Consider the following 17,947-nt stretch of genomic DNA (forward strand, 5'->3'; position numbering starts at 1 on the left):
CAATCACAAATCGATTGGACTTTCTTACTCGTTTTCAAACCAATTACTACTTGGCCCGCTCTTCTTTACTGTTCAGTTTTCAAAGATCAATTGCTGCTGCTCGTTTGTTGCTCAGCGGCGAGCGGCTATTAAAACACAGATGCGTTTAAATGGCAATTAAAAAATGCATTCTGTACGCTCTTGCAAAGAAAATTCAGCAACACACTGATCAGCGTCGCCATCAACGCCAGATGCCGCGTCAGGGTTCGAGACACAAAGGTCTGCGGATAAAGGGTAGGTTACCCGCCATTATTTGAACATCGAACGAGGAGGGCAGAGCGGGCAAGCAACCAACAGACGCCTGCCCGCCCTGCTTACTGTTTAACCAGCTCCACACGCCTATTTTTCTGTTTGCCGTCTTCGGCGTCGTTGGAGGCAATCGGGGCCAGGGAGGAAACGCCGTGCGGCTTCAGGCGGTCGGCGGCGATATGATGCTTCCCGGTCAGTTCCCTGGCAACCGACTCGGCCCGCTCACGGGAGAGTTTCATATTGGCCTCAAAGGAACCGATATTGTCGGTATGGCCGACCACGTACAGCTTCAGGGCGGGGTTGTTCTGGAGCAGTTTGGCGATCTCGGCGACGGCGGCGGCGGATTCGGGCTTGACGTCGGACTTGGCGGTGTCGAAGTAGATGCCGTAGATAGAAACATGGCCGGTGGCGTGAATGTCGTTGCCCATGACTTCGGCGGTGGCCACGACCTCCTGCTTCATAGCCTGCTTCTCAACGGTGGTCAGCCGGTATGTCTTGTCAAGACTGCGCACCTCGATCCAGGTTTCCTTGCCGTCTTTCTCCAGGAGAATGGTCGAGCACCGGTTAAAATCGTCGTCAAAAAGCACCTTACCGCCAATTTTGACCAGCGCTTCCTGGATATTGCGACGGATTTTCAGCTCGCCGGGCACGGCGGCATCCTTACTGAGTTTGTATTCGATGTACAGCTTTTGCCCTTCAACAACCACCTTCTGCTTGTCCGCACCGTTGAACTTGTAGTTGTCAAACTCGATCAGCTTGTACTCACTGATGTGAAAGTCGGGCATCCGCGACAGCAGGGGATGATCCTTGCTGCCTGGTTTATCCTTGTCAGCGGCCCATGAGGCAACCGCGCCGGACAATGCAAGCAGGACCGTCAATACAACCGCCAATGTTTTTCTCATGCTTTCCTCCCAGGTTTTTGCGTTCTCCATAGCCATGAATTGGCCGCATGTAACGGCACGGGTTGGCCTGCGAGCAAGCAGGGTGCAGGATGCCCCTCCGTTCAACTCGGTAAATGATACGAAAAGGCGGCGAGGGACACAGGCAATAACACCATGAAATACAAACTGAAAACGACTGAATAACCTGAGCCTTTGCGCCTGGAACGAGCGCCGAACGGCGGGATGGTCGGTGATCTCGCGCCAGGGTTACGTCCGCATGTCCGCCGGACGCGATAAGCCAAGCACTCTTTCTTTGCGGTGACAAAGCAGCATCGCGGGCATGGCCCGCTCCTACACCGATGCGTCATGCTTATCGATAGGAGCAGGCCGTGTCTGCGACATGTTGCCGGACACAACCGGACGCGGGAGCGTCCAGGATGCGTTTCCACGCTGGAGCATGGGAACGATCAGCCGCGATGTATTGCCGACAACAGTCGCAACGGCACAGGTCCGAACGATTGGAACTCACCCTACCCGGCGCTGGTTCCTATGCGCCGCAGATGAACCTGGAATTGGGTGTTTGCAGCGTAGGGGCGCACGGCGTATTCTTTTGGGCGCATGCCCTGCGCCCCTACGCAAACGCGAAACATCTTCTCTTTTCATTGGGCAAGCACCTCTTCGGCAAGCGGGATTTCTCCTCGCTCTCCTCGTCGCCCCAAAAACAAGGCAGAGGAAAAGAAAAGCCGTTTCCGTTATGCACCGACGGTTGTCTCGAGCGGGAAAAGAGATGACGAACGGTTCTGGACTCACGCCTACGCGGCGGAATGAAGGAAGCGGGACGGTGCGGCATTCAATACTGTTGCAAGCAACCTCTCAAGGCCACGGAGGGGCAACCCGCCGGGGTGTTGCTTGTTGGGATGAGGATTATTCGGGCACGGTGGGGGCCGTTGGCGCTGAGCCGGGCGGCGGGGTGCGGGACCGGATGAAGGGGCAAGCTGTTTGAGCGCAGCGAGTTTTTGCCCCGCCGGTTCCGCACCCCGTCGAACGGGGTCGTCTCAGCGGCAGGGCTGCCCTTTCTTTTGATTCTTTTCTTTGGGCAAGCAAAGAAAAGAATGCCCCTCCCGCAGGGAGATAGAGCATGGAAATTAAATCAGATGGTGAAGGGGAAAATCGAAAGGAAGTCGTGTTGTTGGTGGGCACGATACAGCCGTGCCCACCTCGCCCAATTCTCTAACGCTGAAGCGTGGAAACGATCAAAACCTATTTCCCTAAAAGGGCATCAACAAACTGCTCCTTCATGCGAAACATTTTGGCGTTACTTGGAGTGATATCAGTGACATATCCTGAATCTACCAACAACTGGACTTTATGAAGGTAATTGTTAATGCCGTTATCTTTAAAAACGAAACAATTTTCAGCGTTTAAACATTGCCATTCAAGAATGACAAAAAAATCACGAACCAAATTGTTTGGTTGAAGCGACAAGGCTTCTTTTACTTCATCTATAAAATCAGGCATTTGTTCGCATATTTCAACAAAGCGTTTTTGTTCGTACTTATAAGATTTTTGCTCTTTATGCTTATCATAAAGAATGTCTGAAACAAGTTTTACAAGGACGCCTATTACAAAACCACTAAAAAATTTACCATTCAATATGGTCTCGTTAAGGAACTCCATAGAATTAATGCTCCCAATCAAGAACACTTAGAATACCCGCAATCCCGGCACACCTCACACCCTTCCTCAAACACCAACTTCCCCTGACACTCCGGACACACCGAGGCAAACCCATGCTGGGTGGCGGCCATGAACGACTTCAACAACTTGCCCAACTGGGCGGGCAGATCGAGCATGTGGCCGCTGGAGCGATCCAACTGCTTGATGATCTCATCCATGGGAATCTGATAGCGCAGGGCCAGCGACACCAGGCGGCAGGTGGTGGTCCACATGGTGGACTTATCCTTCAAATCCACTCGGTTGTCGAAGGGGAACTTGGCAAAGACCTCCATTGGTTTTTCACCTTCGTCAAAGCAGACGATGAGATAAATGGTCTCGCCGTTGATGTCTTTGAGGCGGTAGCGCTTGGCGCTGAGCACATCGGGCAGAGTTGATTTTTGGAACAACCCATCGCTGGACACGGTGGCGCTTTTATCCGGGCTTGCGGCCATGGTGTTGAGCACCTGATGATCGCGGGAGCCGTCGCGGTACACGGTCAAGCCCTTGCAGCCCAACTCGAAGCCGAGCATGTAGGAGGTGCGGACGTCGTCGTGGGTGGCCGATGAGGGCAGATTAATGGTTTTGCTGATCGAGGAGTCGACCCCGTTGTTCTGGAGGATGCCCTGCATGCGGATGTGGCTCTCCGGGCTGATGTCCTGGGCGGTGCGGAAGATTTCCTGCCAGCGTTTGGGGATCTCGGCGTGCCCGATGACTGTGCCGGTGGCGGCCACCTTTTCCATTATCCCGGCGGAATAGAAGCCTTCCGCGCGGGCGACGCGCTCAAAAAGCTTGTTGGCCATGAGCAGCCGGTCGCCGTCCATGACGTTTTTGATCATAACGATGGAGAAATAGGGCTCGCAGCCTGAGGCGCAGTCGGCGATCATCGACACCGTGCCGGTGGGCTGGATCGAGGTCAGGGCCGCATTGCGCCGCGCCGGGTACTTGTTGATCCGCTCATCAAAGGCGGGAAAAGGGCCTTTCATCTCAGCCAGGGCCACCGAAGCGACCTCGGCCTCTTTGCGAACAAAGGCCATGACCTCGGCCGCAGCCTGCCGTCCTTCCTCGCTGCCGTAGGGCAGTTCCAGTTGGATGAGCATGTCGTGCATCCCCATGATCCCTAGGCCGACTTTGCGGGTTTTCTGGGTCATTTCGGCAATTTCGGGGATAGGAAAACGGTTGCAGTCAATGACGTTGTCAAGAAAACGCACCGCCAGCCGGGCGGTGGCGCCGAGCCGTTCCCAATCGACCGTGCCCTCTTTGACGTACTGACCAAGGTTGATGGAACCGAGGTTGCAGGATTCGTAGGGCAGCAGCCACTGCTCACCGCAGGGGTTGGTGGCCTCGAACTTGCCCAACTGCGGGGTGGCGTTGTCGCGATTGGCGGCGTCGATGAAGAGCACGCCGGGCTCGCCGTTGTGCCAGGCCAGATCGATGATTTTGTCGAACACTTCCCGGGCCCGCAGCGATTCGATGACGTTGCCGTTGGAAGGATCGATCAGGTCGTATTCGAGGTCGTCGCGCACCGCCTCCATGAACAGGTCGGTGATGGCGACGCTGAAGTTAAAATTGGTGTAGCGGGTCTGGTCCTGCTTGGCGACGATAAATTGCATGATGTCGGGGTGATCGACCCGGAGCACGCCCATGTTGGCGCCGCGGCGCTTGCCGCCCTGCTTGATGGTTTCGGTGGCGGCGTCGAACACTGCGGCAAAGCTCAGGGGGCCGGAGGCCACGCCCTGGGTGGACTGGACCGCCGAGTTTTTCGGGCGCAGACGGGAAAAGGAATAGCCAGTGCCGCCGCCGGTTTTGTGGACCAGGGCGCCGTTGCGGATGGAGGTGAAGATGCCGTCCATCGAGTCTTCGACCGGCAGCACAAAGCAGGCCGACAACTGGCCGAGATCGGTGCCGGCGTTCATCAGGCAGGGCGAGTTGGGCAGAAAATCGAGGTAATAAATCATGTTGAAGAAGCGGTCGCCGAGATCTTTATAGTCGGGCAAATCGCGATCCACCAGCGCCACGGCGTTGGCCACCCGACGACACAGAGTCTCCCAATTTTCGAGCGGCTTGCCCTGCTCGTCTTTCAGGTAGTACCTCCGTTCAAGAACGGTTTCTGCGGTGTCGGTCAGCTGTTGCCGGGGTATGCTTCTGGTCATAATGTCCTCGTTGCTTGAATTCATCTCGTCTGCTTCTCTTGGCGACGGGCGCCGCCCAAACCGAGCCCTCAGCCCCCTGCCCTGCCCGCAAAACCTTGCGGCAACAGTCTTTTGGGCCGGCGGGGCACAGACGGCGTTTCCGGCGGTGGCTCCTCATCGTCGACGGCAACTTATCACAACATATAGAGAGCATCAAGGATAAATAATGCAACATGTAGTGTTTTGCAAAATATCCTGTTTTCAACGAGTTCAGCCGGAAAGCACTCAAAACACCCTGGCCGGCGCCCAAAATAGCGGCCCGAAGCGCCAGGCTCATCCGCCCAAAAAAGACCGGAACAGCCCACGAAAATTGCCGTTGGCAGCAACGCAACCGCTCGTATCCGCCGCCTTGACTCGACATCGACGACAGCCCCGGCAATCGTTGTCATTCTTGTGGCTTGCGCATTCGTCCGGCTGTCATTATAGTGTGGATCAATTTCGTCGTCGTGCGAACATACATTCGCCAGTTCAGCAAGTTAACAAAACAACCCGGTCTGTTCCGCCGCCATTGGCCGCCCGCTTGCAAGCGGGAACGACACTCCATCCCACACTCACGTAAGGACACGCTCCCCCCATGCTGAAAAAAACCCTCCTTTGCGCCGCGCTGCTGCTGCCGCTGACCGTTCAGGCCCAGGAACCGAAGAAAAACACCGCCGCCGGCGACCTCAACTGGTCGGTGCAGGCCTCCTGGCCGATCCCGGCCAAGCCGGTGGACATTGCCCAGTCCCTGGACAACAAGAAGGTTTTCATCCTCGGCGCCGATTCCAAGGTCTATATCTTTACTCCGGACGGCAAACAGCTGGGCGCATTGCCGGTTGATTCGGGCGTCACCGCCATTGACATCGCCGCCCGTGGAGAGATGCTCTATCTGGTGAACGACAAGACCAAAACCTACACCGCCATTGACGTCAGCTTTAACCAGAAGATCGACATCATCGGCGCGCCGGTGCGCGGCGCCGAGAACGCGCCGGTCACCCTGGTGCTGTTCTCCGATTTCGAATGCCCTTGGTGCGGCAAGCTGGAGCCGACCCTGGCCGAGTTGCTGACCAAGAACACGGACAAGCTGCGCATCGTCTTCAAACATCTGCCCCTGCCCATGCATCAGCAGGCCGAACCGGCCGCACTGGCCGCGATTGCAGCGCAAAAACAGGGCAAATTCTGGGAGATGCACGACGCCCTGTTCCAGACCACCAACTGGACGCCGACCGTAATCGATGAGACGGCCCAACGGATCGGGCTCAATATGGCGCAGTACAAAGCCGATGTGAGCGGACCCGAGGTGCAGACGCAACTGGCCAAGGACAAGGCCGACGCCCAGGCGGCCGACGTTGTGGCCACGCCGTCGATGTTCGTCAACGGCCGGCCGGCGCGGGATCGCTCCCTGCCTGCTCTGCAGAAGATGGTCGACGAAGCCCTGGCCGCCGGCGGGGCCAAGTGAGTTGAAGCCCTCCGTAGCCCTCAACGTCGAGACTTCGCGGGAGCTTGATTTTGCCGACAACAGCGTCGCCCAGCAGCTGTTTGGCGAACTGAACCGCAACCTGCTCACCATCGAGCAGGCCACCGGGGTGCAGATCAACGCCCGCGGCAATGGCCTGCGCATCACCGGCCGCATGCACGCGGTCGAACTGGCCGCCTCCACCCTGCAGCAGATGTACGGGCTGCTGCTCAAAGGCTATCCGGTGTTCAGCCAGGACATCGCCTTTGGGGTCAAGATTTTGGAATCTTCGCCCCAGGCGCGGCTGGAGGAGATCTTCCTCGACAAGGTCTGCATCACCTCGCGCAAACGGGTGATCTCGCCCAAATCGGTCAACCAGAAGCTGTACATCGAGGCGATCCGCGAAAACGACATCGTCTTCGGGGTGGGCCCGGCCGGCACCGGCAAGACCTATCTGGCGGTGGCCATGGCGGTTTCGGCCCTGGCCAAGGAACAGGTCGCCAAAATCATCCTCACCCGGCCGGCAGTGGAGGCCGGGGAGAAGTTGGGATTTCTGCCCGGCGACATGGCCCAGAAGGTTGACCCCTATCTGCGGCCGCTGACCGACGCCATCAACGAGATGCTAGGCCAGGAAAAAACCCAGGATCTGACCGAGCGCGGCGTGATTGAGGTGGCGCCGCTGGCCTTCATGCGCGGCCGGACGCTGAACAACGCCTTTATTATTCTAGACGAAGCCCAGAACACCACCCGCGAGCAGATGAAGATGTTCCTCACCCGCATCGGTTTCGACTCCCAGGCGGTGATTACCGGCGACGTCACCCAGATCGACCTGCCGGGATCGCAGCGTTCCGGGCTGATTCAGGCCGAGAAAATCCTCACCGGAATCAAGGGCATCGCCTTTCGCCATTTTTCCAAGTCCGACGTGGTTCGCCATCCCCTGGTGCAGGAGATCATCCAGGCCTATGAGCAGCAGGACGAGGCCCGGCGCGGTCGCAACGAAGACGACGAGGCCTGATTATGCCGGTGCAATTCAGTTTCAGCCACGACATCGCCCATCACCGGCTCAATCGCCGCCTGCTGCAGCAACGCAGCGCCGACCTGCTCCACCTGCTCAAACTGGAGGCGGCCGAGGTGAGCGTCGTCTTTATGGGCGACGTGGAGATGGCGGCTTACAACGAACAGTACCGCAAAAAAAAAGGCGCGACCAACGTGCTCTCCTTTCCGGCTGGCGAGGGCGACGACGGTTTCCCCCCGCAGGCGACGGAACTGGGCGACATCCTCGTTTCGGTGGACACCGCCCGCCGCGAAGCCGCCCGCGCAGGGCACAGCTTGCATCATCGCCTGATCGAGCTGATCATCCACGGGATGCTCCACCTCATCGGCTACGACCACGAGCGCTCGGAGGACGAAGCCGTGCGCATGTGGGATTATGAAAAAGAACTGTTTCAGCAGATCCAGACAACAAGGAGTGTTGCCATGCCCTTTCTCGCCATCAATGTTGACCATGTAGCCACCATCCGCCAGGCGCGGGGCGGCGTTGAACCCGACCCGGTGCTGGCCGCCTCGCTGTGCGAACTGGCCGGAGCCGACGGCATTGTCGTGCACCTGCGCGAAGATCGACGCCACATCCAGGACCGCGACGTGCGCCTGCTGCGTCAGACGGTCAAGACCAAGCTCAACCTGGAAATGGCCAACGCCGCAGAAATTGTCGACATTGCGCTTGAAATTGTGCCGGACATGATCACCCTGGTGCCGGAAAAACGCAAGGAGCTGACCACCGAGGGCGGGCTGGACGTGCTGGCCAACGCCAAAAAGCTGACCAAAACGATTGAAAAGATGCGCAAGGCGGGAATTCCGGTGTCGCTTTTTGTCGACGCGGACGTAGCCCAGGTGCAGGCGGCGCTGGACGTCGGAGCGACCTTTGTCGAACTGCACACCGGCCCCTATTGCGAGGCCCGGACCATGGAAGACCAGGAGCAGCAGTTCCGTTTGATCGAACAGACGGCGGAACTGGCGTATGAAACGGGCTTGCGGGTCAACGCCGGCCACGGCCTTGATTACCGCAACGCCCACCCCATCGCCGGCCTGCCTTTTATCGAAGAACTGAGCATCGGCCACGCGGTTGTCAGCCGGGCGGTGCTGGTCGGCATTGAGAATGCGGTGCGGGAGATGCTGGCCATCGTCAGAGCGGTCTGAGCCCGGCCGAACGGTTCGGTTTACATCTCCCGGCCCAAACCGAGGATGTGCTCGTTGGCGCCGAGGACGATCAGAATGTCGCCGGCCATGATCACTGTTTCCGAGCGGGGATTGAACAGCATGACCCCGTCCTGGCGCTTGATCGCCACCACGATGACGTCGTATTTCTTGCGAATTTCGGACTCGATCAGGTTTTTGCCGTTGAGATGCGACGCTGCACTGACCTTCAGCTCTTCCATCATCAGGTCGAGTTCGCCGGCGCGCATGGTCAGATCAATAAAGTCAGAAACCGTCGGCCGGACAATGAGATGGGCCATGCGCCGGGCCCCGATCGAATAGGGCGAGATCACCTTGGAGGCCCCGGCCCTTTTGAGCTTGGTCTGCACGCCGGGACCGCCGCTGGAACGGGCCATGATGTAGAGGCTGGGGTTGAGACCCCTGGCGGTGAGGGTGATGTAAAGGTTGTCGGCGTCGGAGGCGACCACCGAAACCAACCCCTTGGCGCGGTCGATGCCGGCGCTCTGCAGTACGTCGTCGTCTGCGGCGTCGCCCTCCAAGCGCATGTACTGCAATTCGTCCAGGGATTTGCTTTCCTCCTCGTCCTTTTCGATGACGAGAAAGGGCCGATGGTGCTCCTGGAGGATCTTGCAGATTTCTTTGCCGATCCGGCCAAATCCGCAGACAATGTAATGGTCGCGCAACCTGCTGATCTGTTTATTCATTTTTCTCCTTTTGTACAACCCGCGCAGCTCGCCCTCGATCATGGTCTCGGTGATCTTGCTGAAGGTGTACATGACAAAGCTGACGCTGCTGATCACCAGAAACACGGTGAACACCCGACCCGAGGGATGAATGGGCACGATGTCGCCGTACCCCACGGTGAACACGGTAATGACGGTCAGGTACATGCCCATCCAGAACCCGGTGTTCTCGAGGATCATGTACCCAAAGGCGCCGCCAAAGAGCAGCGCCAAAAATATAACGGCAATGATGATGATTTTCCGCATGGCATCCTGTCGAAATCTGAAAGAGGCCCCAATCGGCATCGCGGCAACATAGCACATCGCCGTCGCAAAACGCCACTGTTAACCTGCCGTAACTTCAAAAGCTTCTCCCACTTCTCCGTTTGACAAAGCGCACGGGGGAGTGTATAAAATCCCAACCTGCCCGGATGGCGGAACTGGTAGACGCAAGGGACTTAAAATCCCTCGGCCTCTGGCTGTACGAGTTCGATTCTCGTTCCGGGTACCAAGTTAAAACAAGGGCTAACATCTTGAAAAAAGAAAGATGTTAGCCCTTTTCTTTTATCCTCTCTTCCCCCACCCTTTCCATTCCAGTTGCTTTCTCGTGCTCTTTCTTGCTATATTTTGACAGAGGAAATGGAACAAAAGTGGAACAAATACGAGGGTGGAAAAATGGCAAGAATCCTCACAAGAAAAGGGAAAAAGAAGACATCCTATACGGTCACTGTACGCGTGAAAGGATTTGATTCGCTCAGCAGAACCTTTGACACCAAAGGAGAAGCCCGGACCTGGGCTGCTGAAATTGAATCAAACATGAAAAATCAAAGATTTAAAGATCCTCGCCGCGCTCAACAGACCCTTAGCGATGCGCTGGACCGTTACATCGAAACGGTCACCTCCCAAAAAGCATTGACGACGCAAGAGCGAGAAAAGAGAATTGCAAAAATTCTGAAAGAGAAACTCGGCAGAAATACACTGTTGCCCGATATAACCCCATCCGTTGTCGCAAAATATAGAGATCAACGTTTAGAGGTGGTGTCCGCGTATGCCGTGCGGCTAGAATTGGCTCTCCTGTCTCACCTTTTTCTAAAAGCATGCAAGGAATGGGAACTTCCCCTCGAGAATCCGGTGAAGTCCATTGAACGGCCAAAGGTTCCCAAAGGAAGAATATTATTCCTCAAAGAAGATGAAGCGATTCGGCTCCTCAAGGAATGCAAGGCTAGTCGTAATAAAATGCTCTACCCCTATGTGTTGGTTCTTCTGCAAACCGCAATGAGGCCAAGCGAAGCGGCTGGTTTACGGTGGAATCAAATCGATTTTGAGCGCCGGGCTCTTACTCTATTGATCACAAAAAATGAACCCCGAACTGTCCCACTCACCAAAACCGTGCTGGAAGTACTGGGAAAGTTGAAAAATTCTAATCCGAGCAGTGAATTTGTTTTTCTCAATGGAGAAGGAAAAAGCCTACACGCTCAAAACATCCCGTCCTCCCGTTTTCGGCCGTCCTTTGACAAAGCACGAGTGCGAGCCCAATTACCGTCGTTACACATGCATGATCTTCGCCATACTGCCGCCAGTCACATGCTCATGGCAGGCGCCGATATTCGAACTTTAGCTGCAATCCTGGGCCACAGTACCCTTCAGATGGTTCTTCGCTACACCCATCTTCTCGATGAACATAAATTGAAAGCCGTTGACCGAATTAATTCCCTTGGCATTGAATAACGCTGTCGAGCTTAGAACCAAGCTTAAATTTTACCACCTTTTTAGCTGGAATTGTGATCTTTTCCCCAGATTGTGGATTGCGTCCTTCACGGGCAGCACGCTCAGAAACGGAAAAGGTGCCAAATCCCACGAGAGTGACCTTGTCCCCGGTCTTCATCGCATCTGCGATGGCTGAAAAAACGTTGTTGACCACCTGCTCAGCGGCGGCCTTGCTCAAGGCACTTTCTTTGGCAACCTTGTCGATCAATTCGGTTTTGTTCATAGTTGCTCCATGCAGGGGGAAATCTGAAAAATTGCTTCATAGCTTGCGAGATAGCAGACCTTACCCACCAAGGCAAGGTGCAATTGCCTGGTGGGTTATGACTCGGTCGAAACCGCACTCTCTGCGTCACACGAAGCCTTTTCGCTCTTCTCCTGAGCTTTGAGTAACTCCAGATAGTCTTTGATTTCATTAGGGGCATAGTAGCGGAAATTGACCCTCCGACTGAGCCGTGCGGTGAAATCAGAGAAGGCCATGACGATCTCCCGCCCTTCTTCCATCAAGGCAGCGCCTTCTTCGTAGGTGATGCCGCCCATCTCCCCCAGCCGGCCCTTGAAATTGGCGTAGGCCATGTCAAATTGCCGCAGGATGCTGAACATGGTGGAGCCAATCGGCGAGTTGACCCGCATGACCCGAGAGCCTTTTTCCTTCACCAGATTGATTTTCTTCTCCTCAATCTCCTGCCAAGAGGGACGCTGTTTTTTCTCTTCGTGTTCCATGGTTGAACCTCCAATGGTTGTTAGGCAGAAATACGCTGTATGTTGCGCTTGACCCAGTGGCGATGCCAGCAGTCAAGCAGATAGACCGATCCGTAGGGAAACACGGCCGCCAGCACCATGAGTAGACTGCTCTTGGTGGCCAGGGGCACCAGGTGCGGCTTGATGGCAAAGAAGCCATGGTAGATTTCGTGGGCCTTTACGCCGAACTGGCTCGCCAACCGACCGACGTTCTCCGGGGTGCTCAAACGAAACAGGACCAGGTAGATGACATAGACCACAAAGGCCTTAAGCAGCAGGGAGAGGGCCCGGCCGGAGAGCAGGGAGTTGACCGCCTTGCGGGTGATGTTGCCGACAAAGTAGCGACTGATGTAGCTGCACATCAGGGTGTTGATGATCAGGGGCAGATAGGGGATGCAGCCAAAGAGCAGATGGCTGAACCAGTCGAGCTGGAGAAAGACAAAGGGGAACAGGTAGAAATGGAACACCGGGAACAGCAGCACCAGGGCAATGCCCTCGTTAAACCCGCTCTTCAGGCCGATCTTGAAAAAATCGATGGTCCGCTCCAGGGTGAGGAACTCGGCCGGAATGTTCTGCCCCTTGCTCTCGATCACATAGAACTGCTGGATCTCGGATATGGCGCTGAGCAGGTTGACCGGCTTGTAGATCCGGCCGGCATCGGTGGTGATGATCTGGGCATTGGTGTCGTTGGCCCCTTTGGCTTCCCGTTCCTTGGCCATCAGCTCTCCTGGTCACTGCCGGTATGGGGACTGACTTTGAGGATGTCGCGGAGTAGATCCGGCTTGGCCCGTTCCATCTCGGCGATGGAACCAAAGGCCTCGGCATGGAAGGGGGTGTAGTATCCCCGCATCTCCTTGCTGTGCTTCCTGGTCACCATGAAATACCCCCCGAAATAGGCGGCCTTGATCAACCCGGTCGCAATCACTTCATGCTCCTGGCGCAGCTGCTGGACAACACTGAACAGCACCTGGCGCATGGTGGAATCATCCTGGGCCATGGTGGCGATCTCCATGCAGCCGGCCTCTTGGGCCTGTTTGCGGGCCACTTCTTCCAATACCTTGACCTGGAAATAGACCAGGCCATCGGCCATGGAGAAGGCCAGAAAGCGCCGACCATCAAGCCGGTTGATGTAGGGCTTGAGCATGGCCAGGTAGCCGGCGGCATCGAACCATCTGGAGATGTCCACCCGCTGGGGCGGTGCGATTTCCTCCCGGCTTGGCGCTGGATCAATGGATTCCCCGTAGATGTCCGCCTGCACCCGTTGCACCGCTTCCCGGGATGACGGTTGCAGCGATTTTTCTGGCGCTTCCTCTTCGTGCGACTCCTTGATTTTCTCGGTGGCCTCCACTCCCACCCAACGCTCAAGCTCCTGCTGCCGAGCCTGTTGATCAGCCTTCTTGAGGGTCTTGCCGAGCAGACCCTCGGGCATCTTGTGGTGCATTTTGATGGCCCGGAGGATGTCCTCCTTGCGGGAGAGTTCCTTGAACCCGGGGATGGCGGAGATAATGGCGCCGGCAGCCAGGGGATGTTCACCCAGGGCATAGAGCGAGCCCCGTGCTGATTTGAGCTTGCCTAGGTCATGCCCCAGGGCGGCCACCATGGTATCCGGGATCACATGCCAGGCATGATGGTCGGAGAGCAGCTTGACCACCTGCTCAGCTACGTTGAGGGAATGATCAAGCAGTGTGGTCTTGGCCAGAATCCGATAGGTGTTCTGTTCCCAGGCGGCCTCCACATCGCCCTGGACATCGACCACCGAAGGGCACTGCCCCTCACGGTCGAGCAGGCGGAGGATTTCAAAGCAGACCGCCCGTTGCCCAAGTGCTTGGTTGAAAAAGGACCAGGTCCGCAACTGGCTGGCAAAGGATTGGGAGCGTGGATGCGTGAGTTCGTATTGTTCGATTCCTTGGGCAATTACTTGCTCGTTCCGCCAGAGATAAGCCAGCTCCGAGATATGCTTCACCCCCTCTATCCGGGTGGAGGTTTTGGGCCTGGCCCACCGCTGCGAGAGCACGCTCAGCGTCATCTGCTCCAGAATCGAGGCCTCCTGCTCCTCACTCCGCAGCACCAGTGTGCCGGCAACGCCAATCAACACTAAAGCCACCCCGAGGATGATCGTCGGCCAGATATCCAGCATCACCCGCTCTTCGCTTGCTTTTTGATGATCGTCTCACCGGCCAGATCCGGAAAGATCACCTTGAGCCTGCCCTCCTCAACCGTGGCGGTCACCCCCTTGTAGGTGCCGGAGTAGGTGATGAGGAAGAGTTCGCGGGGTTTCATCTTGAGGATCTCGCTCGGCTTGATCCGCACCTCCTCGGTCTCGCGGATGGAGACATTGCCCCCCAGGGAGATAATGGGGGAAAACCGTTTTTCTTCGCCCAGATGTTCGGAGACGTAATTGGCGGTGCTGGGATCCGGCACCCGCATGAACAGCTTGGTGTTGCAGTTGTCGAGGATGGTGTTGGCCCGATCCTCGCCCACCTCGGCATACAACTGGCTGATCGATTGGCAGTAGCCGTGGATGAACACCCCGGCCCCACCGGCCTTGGCAAAGAGGTCCTCGATCCCCTGGTAGAGCACCGACTGAGCCTCGTCGATATGGAGCACCAGCGACGGCGTCACATTCCTGCCCGATGAATAGACCCTCCCGACAAAGGCCTGGATCATGGAAATGATCACCTTGCCGGCGGTATAAGCGGCCCGCTTGGTCAACAACGATCCCAACTGCACCACCAGGATAATGCCCTTACCTTCCTCCAACCGTTGAATAAAGCGGTTCTCGTCAGCCCTGCCGATGATCTTGCCAACATTGCCCGAGGTCAACTCGGTGAGTGCCACCCGCAGGGAACTGGCCACCTTGGAATAGTAGTCCGCCGGAGTCGAGAGGATCTTCTGAATGTCCAGGGAGAGCTGCTTGGCCTCGGGACTGTCGATGTAGTCGATCTTCTCCTTGAGCTGTTCCAGGTCCTGGTGGCTGATGTGGTTCTTGATGTCGTTGAGGTTGAACGAGGGCTTTGTTCCGGCCTGCTCAGCCAGCATAATCAGGGCTTGGACCACCACTAGGCTGACCTCGTAGGCCACACCGAAAAAATACGGTTCCCGGCCGATGGCCACCCCGGCGGTGATATGGGCCACCAGTTCCTCGGGCATGTAGTAGGAGGACAAGGGATCGAGGATGGCGCTGTACTGGGGAAAGATTGGGGTGATCAGCATCAGATCGTCGAGCCGGTCGGTCTCATGGGCCAGTTGCGTGATCTTGGAGAACAGATCGATATCGCCCTTGGGATCGATGGCCACCACCGAATACCCCTTGCAGATATCTTGCGCGATGATGTGCTCCATGATCCGGGTCTTGCCGACCCGGGTAGTGCCGAAGCACCAAAAATGCCCTTTACGATGACTGTCGGGAAAGCCAAGGTCCAGGACCGTCTGGGGATGATCGAGATGCACCCCCGTCCCGATATGGGTCCAGGGCGCTTTCGGCTCGGTTGGTTCTTGCGACTTCATGGCAGAGTCTTGACGATCTGGACTTCGATCCGTTCTTTAAGCTCTCGGTCAACTGCAACGATGACCTCACGCGGCAGCCTTCGTGTGGCCAGGACAATGCTTTTGTGGCCGACGTATCGTTTCAGACAGTGGAATTGAAACCGGTCTGCCGCATCACCCAGGTGATGGCGGAGCAGGTTCTCGGTCAGGGTCTTCGATACTCTATCCAGGATGACTTTGGCGCGAGGAGTGCCGTTTACCAGCACCGGATCAATCCGACGCAGGTGAAAGGCTCGGCGTTGACCAAGCTGAAACCGGCCTGCAGAGCGTTCATGCAAACCAATCCGGTTAAGCGGGCAGACGGCGATGATTGGTTCGTCGGGAACAATCTCGATTTCAATCAGGAGATTGTCGCTGGTCCTGTTGTAGACGACCTCGCCCCAGAGCAGTCGCCGCTCATACGATTTGAGCAGGCGAACCTGCTTGATGACCGCAGCCGTGGCCAGATGGTCTTCCAGTATGGCCTTAAATTGCCTACGGGAGAGGACGGAGGGAAGATGGAGCATGTGCTGAACAGGAAGTCCGTTCAGTTTGCTGTAGGCCACAACCTCTAGGCGCATACCCTCCCGGAGAAAGACCATGACCTCCTGCTGGTACCACTGGGAAAGGAGCAGGGCAAAAGCAGATTCGATTTCTTGGACGACTTCGGATGTAGAAAGAGCGTGCCGGCTGGCTAATGACAGAATGATGGATTGCATACGTGATCATCTCCCTGAACTGGATGAAAAAGGTGACCGATACAATCGGCCTCTCTTCTTTTTTCAGGGGTGATGACCTTCAAAAACGATTGGATGCGTGATCGCTGATTGACAGCAAATTACTCAAAAATAAAATTAACCAGCCTGTCTCCCTCGTCTTTGCTTGAGAAAAGCCAGGAAATATCCATTCACTTTACCTATTAAATCTAGTGTTTCTGGATAATCCGGAGGCTTTCCATTGAATATCGATCCCTGACCGGCGTTCCATGCCGCGACCACCAGATCCAGCCTGCCGTCGTAGGCTTTGTTGTATTTGGAGATCAGATAGCAGGTGAGCAGGATATTCACTGCCGGGTCAAACAGATCGTCGGGCTGGAGACGGCGTAAACGCTCAACGGAAACATGCTCAAACCGCAAGCCCTTGGCCAACAGTTCCCTGGCGGCGACCTTAGCGGTGGGGTACAGGAGCTGACAGAGACCGAGAGCGTTTTTTTCGGACACGGCAAACGTGTCTCCTCCAGATTCAGCCAGCATTAGGGCACGGATAAAATCAGGACTCACCTTGTATCGGGGCCGAAAATAGCTAATTGCACTGAACGAATGGATCAAGTGTTCGTACGAGCTGACGTTGGCTTTCTGAACGGCGGACAGCTCAATCACTTGGTATTTGCGCACATAGGACTCAACAACGTCTCCATGCCCGGAGGTCGGAGCACAGAGCAGGCACAATAACGACCAGACCGCATTCCTCATCATTGCCCAATACATCCAGCGAATATTCTTTAGGATAGCCTCAAGCATTCCCTTTCTCCCTGTTGTATGCCTGAAAGTTGCCGCTTCTGCACGTATGCCGTGCTGTCGCTGCGGTTAAAAAAATGTTGACTGTCGAGGCAAAGTTATATAACCTTCATTTATTAGAATCAACTAAATTTAGCAGAAGCCCCTTATCAACCGACAACACGGTTCCAATTGATGATGAACAACCAGACATCTTCCACATCCCGCCAAGTCCCGAGCATTCAAGGATGGATGCCCTCGCCTGTCCTTCGAACTGCAACTCCCGCTTCGCGGCGCCGTCCAACGAGCAGGCGCGACATTAGCGCCGAACAGCTCACCCTTGTGTTCCAAGGAAAAACCGTGTGCGAACAGCTTTCCTTTCTCGTGCCCCACGGGGGGACCTCCGTTCTCGCGCCCCACGACACCTTGAGCAAAGCCGCACTGTTCGCCCTGCTCACCGGCAAACTTGCCCCAACGGCTGGACACTGCCTGATAAACAACCACGAGGCGCACGATCTGCCGCTGACGGTTCGGCGACAGATCGGGGTGCTGGAAAATATTGAACGGACTTACGAAGTGATGACCATCGGCCAGACAGCGATCTTTTTCAGCGGCTGCTTTCCCGAATGGCAGGGTGACCGCTATTACAGCATGATGGACAACCTTGGGTTTCCTAAAAGGATGAAAATCTGCAATCTTGCCACCCACCAGCGGGCTTTGGTTGCCCTGGCGGTGCTTCTCGCAAAGGATCCGGATCTGCTGATTATGGATGATTGGGTTGCCGGTTTTGCCCCCGAAGCCAGGGAGATTGTGTACAGCGCCATCCATCGCTACCGGGCAGCCTCCGCCAAGACCACCATCCTGGTAGGCCACCATGTTGGCCTGACCCCGCATTTGATCGATCACTTGATTCTGGTCGGCCATTCGACCTCGCTGACGCTGCCTGCTGCTGATCTGTTTGACCAACAGACGGCTC

17 protein-coding genes and 1 tRNA gene are annotated in these 17,947 nt (G+C 56.2%); 7 read left to right on the forward strand and 11 right to left on the reverse strand.

The features are described 5' to 3' along the window. Positions 1–353: 353 nt before the first annotated feature. Positions 354–1,190 carry an OmpA family protein gene (locus RCH93_RS04925; protein ID WP_306547212.1) on the reverse strand — a complete coding sequence of 279 codons (837 nt, stop codon included), beginning with the start codon at positions 1,188–1,190 and terminating at the stop codon, positions 354–356. A gap of 539 nt (positions 1,191–1,729) precedes the next feature. On the opposite strand from RCH93_RS04925, the gene RCH93_RS04930 reads away from it, so the two are divergent. Beyond that, on the forward strand, positions 1,730–1,960 hold the full coding sequence (locus RCH93_RS04930; RefSeq protein WP_306547213.1) for a hypothetical protein: 231 nt from the start codon (positions 1,730–1,732) through the stop codon (positions 1,958–1,960). Positions 1,961–2,429: 469 nt separating this feature from the next. Here RCH93_RS04930 and RCH93_RS04935 read toward each other — a convergent pair whose 3' ends face one another. Together RCH93_RS04935 and RCH93_RS04940 are read right to left on the reverse strand one after the other, a co-directional pair. After that, positions 2,430–2,822: a hypothetical protein gene (locus RCH93_RS04935; RefSeq protein ID WP_306547214.1), complete on the reverse strand. Its 393-nt coding sequence runs from the start codon at positions 2,820–2,822 to the stop codon at positions 2,430–2,432. Between the two features lie 41 nt (positions 2,823–2,863). Next, the gene (locus tag RCH93_RS04940; protein WP_306547215.1) at positions 2,864–5,035 is read right to left on the reverse strand and encodes an adenosylcobalamin-dependent ribonucleoside-diphosphate reductase; all 2,172 of its coding nucleotides are present in this window, start codon (positions 5,033–5,035) and stop codon (positions 2,864–2,866) included. Positions 5,036–5,648: 613 nt separating this feature from the next. On the opposite strand from RCH93_RS04940, the gene RCH93_RS04945 reads away from it, so the two are divergent. Genes RCH93_RS04945 through RCH93_RS04955 form a run of 3 tightly spaced genes read left to right on the forward strand, consistent with a single transcriptional unit; the run spans position 5,649 to position 8,705 of the window. Beyond that, positions 5,649–6,512, forward strand: a complete 864-nt coding sequence (locus tag RCH93_RS04945) for a thioredoxin domain-containing protein (RefSeq protein ID WP_306547216.1) — start codon at positions 5,649–5,651, stop codon at positions 6,510–6,512. A 1-nt stretch (position 6,513) separates the two neighbouring features. Continuing rightward, positions 6,514–7,524, forward strand: a complete 1,011-nt coding sequence (locus tag RCH93_RS04950; RefSeq protein WP_306547217.1) for a PhoH family protein — start codon at positions 6,514–6,516, stop codon at positions 7,522–7,524. A 2-nt stretch (positions 7,525–7,526) separates the two neighbouring features. After that, positions 7,527–8,705 carry a pyridoxine 5'-phosphate synthase gene (locus tag RCH93_RS04955; protein ID WP_306547218.1) on the forward strand — a complete coding sequence of 393 codons (1,179 nt, stop codon included), beginning with the start codon at positions 7,527–7,529 and terminating at the stop codon, positions 8,703–8,705. 20 nt (positions 8,706–8,725) lie between these two features. Here the strand turns inward: RCH93_RS04955 and RCH93_RS04960 are convergent, their stop codons facing one another. Then, positions 8,726–9,712, reverse strand: a complete 987-nt coding sequence (locus RCH93_RS04960) for a TrkA family potassium uptake protein (protein ID WP_306547219.1) — start codon at positions 9,710–9,712, stop codon at positions 8,726–8,728. Between the two features lie 158 nt (positions 9,713–9,870). On the opposite strand from RCH93_RS04960, the gene RCH93_RS04965 reads away from it, so the two are divergent. Further along, a tRNA-Leu gene (locus RCH93_RS04965) sits at positions 9,871–9,956 on the forward strand. Between the two features lie 128 nt (positions 9,957–10,084). Continuing rightward, positions 10,085–11,173, forward strand: coding sequence for a site-specific integrase (locus RCH93_RS04970; protein WP_306547220.1), 1,089 nt, complete (start codon positions 10,085–10,087; stop codon positions 11,171–11,173). Here RCH93_RS04970 and RCH93_RS04975 read toward each other — a convergent pair. From RCH93_RS04975 to RCH93_RS05005, 7 genes are all read right to left on the reverse strand, one after another. Beyond that, positions 11,151–11,435, reverse strand: coding sequence for an HU family DNA-binding protein (locus tag RCH93_RS04975; RefSeq protein ID WP_306547221.1), 285 nt, complete (start codon positions 11,433–11,435; stop codon positions 11,151–11,153). The two genes, RCH93_RS04970 and RCH93_RS04975, sit on opposite strands and share 23 nt — an antisense overlap. A 95-nt stretch (positions 11,436–11,530) precedes the next feature. Continuing rightward, positions 11,531–11,932 carry a recombinase gene (locus RCH93_RS04980; RefSeq protein WP_306547222.1) on the reverse strand — a complete coding sequence of 134 codons (402 nt, stop codon included), beginning with the start codon at positions 11,930–11,932 and terminating at the stop codon, positions 11,531–11,533. A 20-nt stretch (positions 11,933–11,952) separates the two neighbouring features. Further along, positions 11,953–12,669: a hypothetical protein gene (locus RCH93_RS04985; RefSeq protein ID WP_306547223.1), complete on the reverse strand. Its 717-nt coding sequence runs from the start codon at positions 12,667–12,669 to the stop codon at positions 11,953–11,955. Then, positions 12,669–14,087 carry an HD domain-containing protein gene (locus RCH93_RS04990; RefSeq protein WP_306547224.1) on the reverse strand — a complete coding sequence of 473 codons (1,419 nt, stop codon included), beginning with the start codon at positions 14,085–14,087 and terminating at the stop codon, positions 12,669–12,671. The genes RCH93_RS04985 and RCH93_RS04990 overlap by 1 nt, the downstream gene beginning before the upstream one ends. After that, complete coding sequence (locus tag RCH93_RS04995; RefSeq protein WP_306547225.1) at positions 14,087–15,457, reverse strand: type IV secretory system conjugative DNA transfer family protein; 1,371 nt, start codon at positions 15,455–15,457, stop codon at positions 14,087–14,089. Before RCH93_RS04995 ends, RCH93_RS04990 begins: the two co-directional genes overlap by 1 nt. Further along, a complete protein-coding gene (locus RCH93_RS05000; protein WP_306547226.1) occupies positions 15,454–16,194 on the reverse strand; it encodes a hypothetical protein in 741 nt (246 codons plus the stop codon). The genes RCH93_RS04995 and RCH93_RS05000 overlap by 4 nt, the downstream gene beginning before the upstream one ends. 135 nt (positions 16,195–16,329) lie before the next feature. Next, positions 16,330–16,995 (reverse strand): lytic transglycosylase domain-containing protein, encoded by a 666-nt coding sequence (locus tag RCH93_RS05005; RefSeq protein WP_306547227.1) that lies wholly within the window; start codon positions 16,993–16,995, stop codon positions 16,330–16,332. 336 nt (positions 16,996–17,331) lie between these two features. Between RCH93_RS05005 and RCH93_RS05010 the strand changes: the two genes are divergently transcribed. After that, a partial coding sequence (locus tag RCH93_RS05010; protein ID WP_306547228.1) for an ATP-binding cassette domain-containing protein occupies positions 17,332–17,947 on the forward strand: 616 nt, incomplete at its 3' end.

Source organism: Desulfobulbus sp., assembly GCF_030824455.1.
Taxonomy (GTDB): Bacteria; Desulfobacterota; Desulfobulbia; order Desulfobulbales; family Desulfobulbaceae; genus Desulfobulbus.

Bases quoted from the DNA above. Each gene is read 5' to 3' on its own strand.
- RCH93_RS04925 (WP_306547212.1), bottom strand. From the start codon at position 1,190: ATGAGAAAAACATTGGCGGTTGTATTGACGGTCCTGCTTGCATTGTCC.
- RCH93_RS04930 (WP_306547213.1), top strand. From the start codon at position 1,730: ATGAACCTGGAATTGGGTGTTTGCAGCGTAGGGGCGCACGGCGTATTC.
- RCH93_RS04940 (WP_306547215.1), bottom strand. From the start codon at position 5,035: ATGACCAGAAGCATACCCCGGCAACAGCTGACCGACACCGCAGAAACC.
- RCH93_RS04945 (WP_306547216.1), top strand. From the start codon at position 5,649: ATGCTGAAAAAAACCCTCCTTTGCGCCGCGCTGCTGCTGCCGCTGACC.
- RCH93_RS04955 (WP_306547218.1), top strand. From the start codon at position 7,527: ATGCCGGTGCAATTCAGTTTCAGCCACGACATCGCCCATCACCGGCTC.
- RCH93_RS04960 (WP_306547219.1), bottom strand. From the start codon at position 9,712: ATGCGGAAAATCATCATCATTGCCGTTATATTTTTGGCGCTGCTCTTT.
- RCH93_RS04970 (WP_306547220.1), top strand. From the start codon at position 10,085: ATGGAACAAAAGTGGAACAAATACGAGGGTGGAAAAATGGCAAGAATC.
- RCH93_RS04975 (WP_306547221.1), bottom strand. From the start codon at position 11,435: ATGAACAAAACCGAATTGATCGACAAGGTTGCCAAAGAAAGTGCCTTG.
- RCH93_RS04980 (WP_306547222.1), bottom strand. From the start codon at position 11,932: ATGGAACACGAAGAGAAAAAACAGCGTCCCTCTTGGCAGGAGATTGAG.
- RCH93_RS04985 (WP_306547223.1), bottom strand. From the start codon at position 12,669: ATGGCCAAGGAACGGGAAGCCAAAGGGGCCAACGACACCAATGCCCAG.
- RCH93_RS04990 (WP_306547224.1), bottom strand. From the start codon at position 14,087: ATGCTGGATATCTGGCCGACGATCATCCTCGGGGTGGCTTTAGTGTTG.
- RCH93_RS04995 (WP_306547225.1), bottom strand. From the start codon at position 15,457: ATGAAGTCGCAAGAACCAACCGAGCCGAAAGCGCCCTGGACCCATATC.
- RCH93_RS05000 (WP_306547226.1), bottom strand. From the start codon at position 16,194: ATGCAATCCATCATTCTGTCATTAGCCAGCCGGCACGCTCTTTCTACA.
- RCH93_RS05005 (WP_306547227.1), bottom strand. From the start codon at position 16,995: ATGCTTGAGGCTATCCTAAAGAATATTCGCTGGATGTATTGGGCAATG.